Annotated in this window: 3 protein-coding genes; 1 reads left to right on the forward strand and 2 read right to left on the reverse strand. The window is 70.5% G+C overall.

Annotation, left to right across the window (positions count from 1 at the left end; translation table 11 throughout):
* On the reverse strand, window positions 1-1686 hold a 1686-nt coding region (locus tag ACY45C_RS06870; protein WP_462186799.1), incomplete at its 3' end, for a HelD family protein.
* A 147-nt stretch (window positions 1687-1833) separates the two neighbouring features.
* Here ACY45C_RS06870 and ACY45C_RS06875 point away from each other — a divergent pair.
* Window positions 1834-3585 (forward strand): TAXI family TRAP transporter solute-binding subunit, encoded by a 1752-nt coding sequence (locus tag ACY45C_RS06875; protein WP_462186795.1) that lies wholly within the window; start codon window positions 1834-1836, stop codon window positions 3583-3585.
* Here the strand turns inward: ACY45C_RS06875 and ACY45C_RS06880 are convergent.
* Window positions 3550-3793 (reverse strand): hypothetical protein (locus ACY45C_RS06880; protein ID WP_462186797.1); only part of this gene is annotated, 244 nt, incomplete at its 5' end. The two genes, ACY45C_RS06875 and ACY45C_RS06880, sit on opposite strands and share 36 nt — an antisense overlap.

A 3793-nucleotide genomic window follows, 5' to 3' on the forward strand; every position in this document is an offset into this window, starting at 1 on the left:
CTCCGCGGGCACCCGGTAGCCGCGGGTCAGCACCTCCAGGTGCGCCGTGGGTTTGCCGAGATGGGCCAGCAACGTCGGCCACGAGGTCGCGGCCCAGCCGGTGGTGCCCTGGGCGATGTCCCCGAGGACGGTGGCGGAGCCGTCCGCGCAGCGGCGGCCGAGCGCGCGGCACTGCATCGCGGAGAGGTCCTGCGCCTCATCGATGATCACGTGCCCGAAGCCCGGTTCGCTCTCGATGAGGTCCCGGGCCTCATCGATGCAGAACGCGTCGGCGAGCGACCAGCGCGCCGTCCGGGCCCCGCCTCGCGGTGCGCCGGTCAGCAGCAGGCGCTGTTCGTCGCCGGCGAGCACCCCGCTGGCCGCCGACGCCAGGAACGCCGGGTCGGTGAGCAGGCGGTGCACCAGGCCCGGCGCGTCGGCCCGCGGCCAGACCGCCTCGACGGCCTCGCGGACGGCCCGGCCGCGGGCGAGGGTGCGCAGTGCCCCGTCGGTGAAGAAGTGTCCGCTCGCCTCGGCCCGGCGGCGGACAGACTCGGCGATCCGGCCGGCCAGGCGTGCCCGGGCGGTGCCGTAGCGCAACGCGCCCGCCCGCAGCTGCGCAATCAGGTCGGCGGCCAGGTCCGCGAACTCGTCGGCGCCGACCGTCCACCGGCCGACCCGGGTGTCCACGGAGACCGGCCGGGTGGGCAGGCGGATCGCCCCGTGCAACGCCCGACGGATCACCGTCGCCACCCGGGCGTCGCCCTTGAGCGCGGCCACGTCGTCGGGGTCCGTGCCACGCACGGCGACCGCGCCCACCACGTCGTCGAGGGTGCTGTGCCGCACCGTGAACTCCCCGAGGGAGGGCAGCACCGCGGCGATGTAGCCGAGGAAGGCGCGGTTGGGGCCGACGACGAGTACCCCGGAGCGCCGCAGCTGCTCGCGGTGGGCGTAGAGCAGATAGGCGGCCCGGTGCAGCCCCACGGCGGTCTTGCCCGTCCCCGGGGCGCCCTGGACGCACACGCTCACGGCGAGATCCGCCCGGACGATCTCGTCCTGCTCGGGTTGGATCGTCGCGATGATGTCGCGCATCGGCCCGGTGCGGGGCCGCTCGATCTCCCGGTCCAGCAGGCCGCCGGCCGGCCCGGTCGCCTCTCCCGCTGCCTTTCCCGCCGCCGGCTTTCCCGCCGCCGGGCGGCGGGGGACGAGCGGTTCGTCCTCGAACGCGGTGAGCTCCGCCCCGTCGTAGCCGAACCTGCGTCGGACCGTGAGCCCCATCGGGTCGCCCGGATGCGCCCGGTAGAACGGCCGGGCGACCTCGGTGCGCCAGTCGACGACCAGCGGATCGTCCCCGGCAGCCTCGCGCACGTGCCGCCGCCCGAGGTAGAAGCACTGGCCGGGGACCCGGGGCGCGTCGGGCCCGTAGTCGACCCGGGCGAAGAACAGCGGCGTCGAATCCTCCTGCTCGGTGAAGCTGGCGAGCCGCCGTTGCTTCGCCAGCTTCAGGTAGGCGTTCGTCACCTTGTCCACGACCGCGTCGCCCGCGGCGATCTCCGTTCCCTCGATCTCGGCCCGCATCCCCGCCAGCGCCCGCCGGCTGCGCCGGAGGTGCTCGCGTTCCGCGGCCAGCTCCGCGTCCGGTCCGGCCACCTCGGCAGCCACCTCGACGGTCAGATCGACCGGATCCACATCCGGTTCGGCGTTCATGCTGTCGATCACCACCGAGCGCCCCTTTCTTAAGTCGGCAAGAAATGCTATCCGGGCGAGGACGGCACTCCCCGCGTTCCTTGAGGACCGAGGCTGGCGGAGTCGCGCGTTCGACTCACATCCGGGACGGCGGGTCTATAGCGGTTCGTGACCGGATGGCATGCTGTAGGGCATGGGCGTGGATACGGGGATCCAACCCTCGGACGACGACACCGCGGGGGGCCGGCGAAGACGGACTTCTTCGTCTCCTACACCGCGGCCGATCAGCAGTCGGCGGAGTGGATCGCCTGGCAGCTGGAGGCGGCCGGCTACCGGGTACTGATCCAGGCCTGGGACTCCATCCCTGGCTCGATCTGGGCTTTCCGCATCCAGCAAGGCGTCACCGAGGCCGCGCGCACCATCGCCGCGCTCTCCGAGGCCTACCTGACCTCCGACCGCGTCCAGGCGGAATGGCGCGCCGTCCACGCCGCCGACCCGCTGGGCTTCGCCAGCAGGCTGATACCCGTCAAGATCACCAACTGCCCTCTGCCTGATCCGCATCCGCTCCGCCAGATCGTCTCGTTGGACCTGTTCGGCCTCGACGAGCCTGCCGCCACCACCCGCCTCACCAAGAAGATCAACTCCCTGCGCAAGAGCAGGGAAAAACCAAGCAAGGCGCCGCCCTTCCCTAAGCCTCCCTGGCCTGGCCCGGTTCCGCCTGTGGACCCATCACACAGTGGCCGCTCCACTATTGTCATTCGCGCTTGGCGGGGTGTCTGGCACTGGGTTCGTGCCCACCCGCGGCGGACCCTTGCCGTCGTGGTCGTGGTCGTGGTTGTGGTGACGACGTGGCCGCCCTGGCCGGGAGGCGATCCCGACCCCGCCCCACCATCCGGGCCGAAAATTGCTGCGATAGGCCAATGCGACAGTGTCTCGATCATGACTGGTCAGCCGGACAGCCCCTACAACAAGTACGGCGAGGCGCTGGCCGGTCTCCTCCGCACGGCCTACCCCGGCACGAAGGTGAACGTCGTAACGACGATCGGCAGCGCCCACAACCTGAACACCCTGCGCGACCCCAACGCACGCTGCAGCCTGTCGATCGTCCAGCTCACAACAGCGGTCGACGCCCGCTACGCTGTGTCGCAGTTCGCCGGCTCCCCGATAGACGAGTTGCGTTCGGTCGGACCGCTATGGTTCGACCTGCTGCAACTCGTCGTACGCCAAGGCTCCGACATCACTACCGCAGACCAGCTCTGCTCCGGAACACGCGTCGCCACCGGACTCCCGGACTCCGGAACCTTCCAGATCGGGCAGGTTCTCTTCCGCCAGATCCAGCTCGCCGCCGGCCCACAGCCCTCTGCCTGTTCCCTCACGCCTGCCACACCTGAGCCGATGACGCTGGTCAACGGCCTAGCAGCACTGCGCGCCGGGCACGTCGACGCGGTGCTGTGGTCGGGCGGAGCACCCACCGACGAAATCTACCGGGAAGCAACAGAAGGAGTAGGCCTGCGCCTGCTCCCCCTCGCCAGCTACCAGCGGGCCATGGAGACCGAATGGGACAACTTCTACCGGTCCAAGGCAGGGAACAGCTTCGCCCGCGGGCAGATCTACGGCAACCAGACCATCGGGCCCCAGGACTACCCCGGCATCGAACCAGCCTCCACCGTCGCCATACCCAACGGCATCGTCGCGACCGAGGCCACAGACCCCGACCTGGTCCGCTACACCGCCCAGGCCCTCACCAACCAGCGCGCCGTCTTCGAACGCGCACTGTGGCCCGACGACGCAGGCCGGCACTTCCTAACAAGCCGCCAGACGGTAGGGACCAATCCCGCCTACTGCCTGGTACCCCTACATCTCGAGGCGAAGAAGTACTACGAATCAGTCAAGATCTACCAAGGCTGCCCGGCATCCTGACACCGGCTGTGCGCCGAACAGCGTCACCGCCACCAGCACGACGGTCGCGATCGGGCTGACGCTCCCGGCGGCCAGCGCCGCGATGCCCGGCTGTTGACATCCTCCCCCGCGTGAACGCGAGGGATTCCCGGCGGCGGTCATGCCGCGTCCCGGGTGGTTGACGCTTCGCAGCCCGACGTAACCGCCGTGGCTCCACGTCCGTTCACAA

The organism is Frankia sp. CcWB2 (assembly GCF_977927585.1).